Origin of the sequence: Chitinophaga sp. (assembly GCF_035538455.1) — a bacterium.
Classification (GTDB): Bacteria; Bacteroidota; Bacteroidia; order Chitinophagales; family Chitinophagaceae; genus Chitinophaga.
This window is the reverse complement of record NZ_DATLKJ010000132.1, coordinates 1-5,859: the sequence shown is the minus strand read 5'-3', so window position 1 is coordinate 5,859 and position 5,859 is coordinate 1. Positions and strand designations below refer to the sequence as shown.

The following is a 5,859-nucleotide window of genomic DNA, read 5'->3' as shown; positions in this document are numbered from 1 at the left end:
ATGCTTTATAATAATTGGCTCTCCCGGCAGTCTACTGATGAAACTGATAAACATTCTGCCGGCAATTATTCTTAAACGTTGATACTTTTAGTTGGCCTGGCGCTGGCAGGATGAAGCCGTATTGCAGTGAACCATATACATAATTATTCATATCATTCTACCTGTCAGTAACCACTAAATAATTATATATATTGTTATATATTTCAATTTGCAAATCTATATTATTATTTATATTAAATCAAATTAATTTATTAGAAGCTCATTAAAATAATTTTGGAAATGCTTAACAAAAATATAGCGGTATCGACAATGCGAATGAGAAGCAGGGCTGGGTAAAGAGGCAAAATAATCCTAGATTTGCAAAAAACTAATTGAATGTCTACAATAGCAAATTCAAACATTGACTTTAACCTTCAATATAAGGTAAAAGATATGTCTCTTGCGGCCTGGGGACGTAAAGAGATTGAACTGGCAGAAGCAGAAATGCCCGGCCTGATGTCCTTACGTGAGGAATATGGTAACAGCAAACCGCTGAAAAATGCACGTATCGCAGGTTGCCTGCATATGACTATCCAGACTGCCGTACTGATCGAAACCCTGGTACACCTCGGTGCCGAAGTACGCTGGAGCTCCTGTAATATCTTTTCCACCCAGGATCACGCTGCTGCTGCTATTGCTGCCGCCGGCGTTCCTGTATTCGCCTGGAAAGGCCTCAACGAAAAAGAATTCGATTGGTGCATCGAACAAACCCTGTTCTTTGGCAGTCCTGACCGTCCGCTGAACATGATCCTGGACGACGGTGGCGACCTCACCAACATGGTATTCGACAAATATCCTGAACTGATCCAGCACGTGAAAGGGCTGAGTGAAGAAACCACTACCGGCGTTCACCGTCTCTACGAACGCATGAAGAATGGTTCTCTGCCTATTCCTGCTATCAACATCAACGACTCCGTTACCAAATCCAAATTCGATAACAAATACGGCTGCCGCGAATCCTGTGTAGATGCAATCCGTCGCGCTACCGACGTAATGATTGCCGGTAAAGTGGCTGTAGTTGCCGGTTTTGGTGACGTAGGTAAAGGTTCTGCCGAATCTCTGAGAGGCGCAGGTGCCCGCGTGATCGTTACTGAAATCGATCCGATCTGTGCGCTGCAGGCCGCTATGGAAGGCTACGAAGTGAAGAAAATGGCTGACGCTATCAAGGAAGCCGACATCGTTGTAACCACTACCGGTTGCCGCGACATCATCACAGGTGAGCATTTCAAACTCATGAAAGATAAATGCATCGTTTCCAACATCGGTCACTTCGATATCGAAATTGATGTAGCCTGGCTGAACAAAAACTATGGTAACACCAAAGTTGAAATCAAACCTCAGGTAGATAAATACACTATCGATGGTAAAGATATCATCCTGCTGGCTGAAGGCCGTTTGGTGAACCTGGGTTGCGCTACAGGCCATCCTTCATTTGTAATGAGTAACTCCTTCACCAACCAGGTACTGGCGCAGCTCGAACTGTGGCTGAATGCAGATAAGTACAAAAACGAAGTATACGTACTGCCTAAACACCTGGATGAAAAAGTTGCCCGCCTGCACCTGAAGAAAATCGGTGTTGAGCTGGATGTACTCACTCCTGCTCAGTCAGAATACCTCAACATCCCTGTTGCTGGTCCGTTCAAACCTGATTATTACAGGTACTAAACCTGACAGATATACGAGAAAGCGTTCCGTAAACCCGGAACGCTTTTTTATTGTCCGCCACTTCAGATTCTTCATCTTTTTCTTTGATGATTATAGTAATTTTGCACCATGACAAAGCTGAGTGTAAACATCAATAAATTTGCAACGCTGCGTAATGCCCGCGGCGGTAATCTCCCCAATATTCTCAAAGTGGCCCGCGATTGTGAACGCTTCGGCGCCGATGGCATCACCGTTCACCCCCGCCCCGACGAACGCCACATCCGCTACCAGGATGTGAGAGACCTGAAACCACTCGTAACTACTGAATTCAACATAGAAGGCTACCCTTCCAAATCCTTCATGGATCTGGTATTGGAAGTAATGCCACACCAATGTACACTGGTACCTGATCCTCCTGACGCTATTACTTCCAACACCGGCTGGGATACCATAAAAAACCAGTCGCAACTGAAAGAAGTGATCACCACACTTAAACAGGCAGGCATCCGCGTTTCCATATTCCTCAACGCAGATCCATCCATGGTGGAAGGCGCCAAAAGCGCCGGCGCCGATCGTATAGAACTTTATACCGGGCCTTACGCAGAAGAATATACAAACGCACGTACACAGCCGCAGAACCTGCAGCTGTTCAACGATTATAAGAATACAGCCCGTGAGGCCTCCGCCATTGGCCTCGATCTCAACGCCGGCCACGACCTGAATCTCGATAACCTTCGTTTCTTCAAATTGCACATCCCGCAGCTGAAAGAAGTGTCTATCGGTCACGCCCTCGTTTGCGATGCGCTCTATTACGGCCTGGAGAATACCATCCAGCTGTATAAAAGACAGCTTAACGATCATTAATCAATTCACCCAGCTTATAAATGAAACGGGTTCGTATAGACTATACGAACCCGTTTCATTTATAAGCTGGTGACTGACGCCCTGAAAAAACGAAGCCACTCCTCGTTTTGGAATGGCTTCGTTAACCCTTAAAACAATCAACATGATTCATACCGGAGTAACAACAAACCGATATGAATTTTTATATAAGTTGCCGCCATGAATAGCAGCAAATGTTACTTCTTTAATAACGCTAAATCCAGCACCTGGTTCATTTGTTTCACATAATGAAATTTCATGCCCTTGATATACGCTAGATTAATCTCTTTTACGTCTTTTTCATTCTGCCAGCAAAGGATCACTTCCTTAATACCTGCCCTTTTGGCTGCCAGGATTTTTTCCTTGATACCACCCACAGGCAATACCTGTCCGCGTAAGGTAATCTCGCCGGTCATTGCCAGGTAAGACTTCACCTTGCGACCAGTGAACAGCGACGCCAGTGCGGTGAGCATGGTAATACCCGCGCTTGGCCCGTCCTTAGGCACCGCGCCTTCCGGAACATGCACATGCACCGTCTTCTGGCCGAATACTTTAGGATCTACCTTCAGTAACGAAGCATTCGCCTGCAGGTAACTAAGTGCGGTCACCGCTGATTCCTTCATCACATTACCCAGGTTACCTGTCAGTTTCAGCTCCCCTTTACCCTCACTAAGATTACTCTCAATGAAGAGGATATCTCCACCTACATAAGTCCAGGCCAGACCAACGGTCACGCCGGGAGGATTCCCCACTTTATAGATCTCGTTCGAATAACGGGGCTTGCCCAGGATCTTTTCAATGGTAGCCTCTGTAATCACATCCGGTACACGTTGCTCCATTGCCACCATTTTAGCAAGGTTACGCATGATGGAGGCAAATTGCCTGTCCAGCTCACGCACACCACTCTCTCTGGTATAATCAGCTATGATATGCTCAATAACGCTGTTGGATATACGGAATTTGGTGTCTTTCAGGCCATGCGCCTCCTTTTGCTTCGGCAGCAAGTGTCGCTTGGCGATTTCTGTTTTCTCTTCAACAGAATACCCGCTCAGGTCGATAATCTCAAGCCTGTCACGCAATGCAGGATGTATTGCGCTGATATTGTTAGCTGTAGCAATGAATAAAACCTTGCTCAGGTCATATTCCAGCTCCAGGTAGTTATCGTAGAAGGTGCTGTTCTGTTCCGGGTCCAGTACTTCCAGCAGCGCCGAACTTGGATCTCCACGGAAATCATTGCCAATCTTGTCGATCTCATCAAGGATCATAACCGGATTGGAAGATTTGATCTTGCGGATAGACTGTACCACACGACCCGGCATAGCGCCGATATAAGTCTTACGGTGCCCCCTGATTTCGCTCTCATCGTGAAGACCGCCAAGGCTCAGGCGCACATACTTGCGGCCCACTGCATTCGCAATGGAACGGCCCAGCGACGTTTTACCAATACCCGGAGGACCTACGAAACAGAGAATAGGAGATTTCATATCGCCTTTCAGTTTCAATACCGCCAGGTATTCAAGGATCCTCTCCTTAATCTTATCCATGCCATAATGGTCATGATCCAGTACTTTCTTAGCCTTTTTCAGATCGTAACTATCGGTGGTATATTCCCCCCAGGGCAGATCCAGCATCAGATCCAGGTGATTGTACACCACGCTGTAATCCGGTGTGGTAGGATGCATGCGTTCCAGCTTTTCAATGCCTTTGGCAAATGCATCTTTCGCTGCCGCCGGCCATTTCTTTTCTTCAGCCTTACGCTTCATCTCCCTGATCTCGCGATCATTACTATCTCCTCCCAGTTCCTCCTTGATGGATTTCATCTGTTGTTGCAGGAAATAATCACGCTGTTGTTTGTCGAGATCCGCCTTGGTTTTATTGGTAATCTTGTTCTTCAGCTCTGCCAGCTGCAGTTCTGTCTGCAACAATTTCATGAGCAGTTCTGCCCTTGTACGCAGGTTATTGATCTCCAATAGCTGCTGCTTCTCTTTCAGATCAGAGTTCAGGTTAGAAGAAACAAAATGCACCAGGAAAGCCGCATTTTCAATATTCTTCAGGATGATGCTCGCTTCTGAAGGAAGATTGGGTGAAAGCTGGATGATCTGGGCTGCCAGGTCTTTGATCGAAGAAATATACGCTTCAAATTCAGAGTCATCTTCTGCAACCTCGTCCGGGAGCAGCGTTATCTTTGCTTTGAAGTAAGGATCTTCCGTAGTAATTTCATCTATCTTAAAACGCTTGCGGCCCTGGATGATAATAGTAGTACCACCGTCCGGCATTTTGATCAGCTTCACAATACGCGCCACCGTGCCAACATCACTGAGATCCGTTACAGCAGGATCTTCAACAGTGCTGTCCTTCTGTGCTACTACACCTACAAGCTTATCGGTTTTATATGCGTCAGTTACTGCTTTTATGGATTTATCCCGGCCTACGGTGATTGGTAACACCACACCAGGGAATAAGACTGTATTTCGTAATGGTAATAATGCCAGTTCATCAGGGATTTTATCCTCCTCCTGACCTTCCCCGTCCTCGTTCAAAGGGATAATAGGCATGAACTCCATTTCATCTTCCGAATTTCCTAAATAGAATCTGTTCATCTGCGTTGTTTAAAGCTCCAGAGGGACATTCTGTCAGAAAAACCTGATCAGGCCCTCAGTTTTTATAGTACACCTACTTAGTCAAGTTTAATGCCAAGTGACGTGGTGGCAGAAACGGCAGTGGCCGGAATGTCTTTAAAAAAAATCCCTCCCGCGTTATGCGGGAGGGATTTCCTATCATCCGTTTAAAAAATCATTAAAGTGTTACACCAACACCCAGCTGAATGCTCTGGTTTTTCCAGTTGCTGGTGTTAGCAACATCACCAATACCTTTTACATCACTGAAGCCAATAATGTAACGTGCACTGATATTCACGATAGGCAGCTGCAGCCACAAACCAGCTACACCTGAAATATCGCCACCTTTGAAGGCCTTGTTGGCAGCACCCAGTACTTTTCTGTCGCTCACCAATGCACTGAACTGAGGACCTACCTGGAGTTTCAGGCGGGGCGTACCCAGATCAATGTTAGCTAATAAAGGAATGCTGAGGTAATTCAGGTTAATTTTTTTGCGGTCTTCACCTGAACTTACGCCTGTATAAATCTTACTAAAGTCGTCTGTTGTTTCGGTTTTGGTAGAAGAAAACACTACCTCACCCTGTACACCGAAACCTCTTGTCAGGTTTACCTGCGCAAAACCACCCAGGTGATAACCTAATTTAAAACCATCCTGAAATCCTGTACCATCCAGCTT

General features: G+C 46.0%; 4 protein-coding genes. 2 read left to right on the top strand and 2 right to left on the bottom strand.

The features are described from left to right. Positions 1 to 375 precede the first annotated feature (375 nt). Both ahcY and VM802_RS15485 read left to right on the top strand, forming a co-directional pair. The gene (gene ahcY, locus VM802_RS15490) at positions 376 to 1,704 is read left to right on the top strand and encodes an adenosylhomocysteinase (RefSeq protein WP_325532042.1); all 1,329 of its coding nucleotides are present in this window, start codon (positions 376 to 378) and stop codon (positions 1,702 to 1,704) included. Positions 1,705 to 1,812: 108 nt separating this feature from the next. Beyond that, positions 1,813 to 2,547, top strand: a complete 735-nt coding sequence (locus VM802_RS15485; protein WP_325532040.1) for a pyridoxine 5'-phosphate synthase — start codon at positions 1,813 to 1,815, stop codon at positions 2,545 to 2,547. A gap of 215 nt (positions 2,548 to 2,762) precedes the next feature. Here VM802_RS15485 and lon read toward each other — a convergent pair whose 3' ends face one another. Both lon and VM802_RS15475 read right to left on the bottom strand, forming a co-directional pair. Continuing rightward, the gene (gene lon / locus VM802_RS15480; protein ID WP_325532038.1) at positions 2,763 to 5,165 is read right to left on the bottom strand and encodes an endopeptidase La; all 2,403 of its coding nucleotides are present in this window, start codon (positions 5,163 to 5,165) and stop codon (positions 2,763 to 2,765) included. A 196-nt stretch (positions 5,166 to 5,361) separates the two neighbouring features. Further along, a partial coding sequence (locus tag VM802_RS15475; RefSeq protein ID WP_325532037.1) for a porin family protein occupies positions 5,362 to 5,859 on the bottom strand: 498 nt, incomplete at its 5' end.

Excerpts from the sequence above, each read along its gene's own strand:
- ahcY (WP_325532042.1), top strand. The coding sequence starts at position 376 with ATGTCTACAATAGCAAATTCAAACATTGACTTTAACCTTCAATATAAG.
- VM802_RS15485 (WP_325532040.1), top strand. The coding sequence starts at position 1,813 with ATGACAAAGCTGAGTGTAAACATCAATAAATTTGCAACGCTGCGTAAT.
- lon (WP_325532038.1), bottom strand. The coding sequence starts at position 5,165 with ATGAACAGATTCTATTTAGGAAATTCGGAAGATGAAATGGAGTTCATG.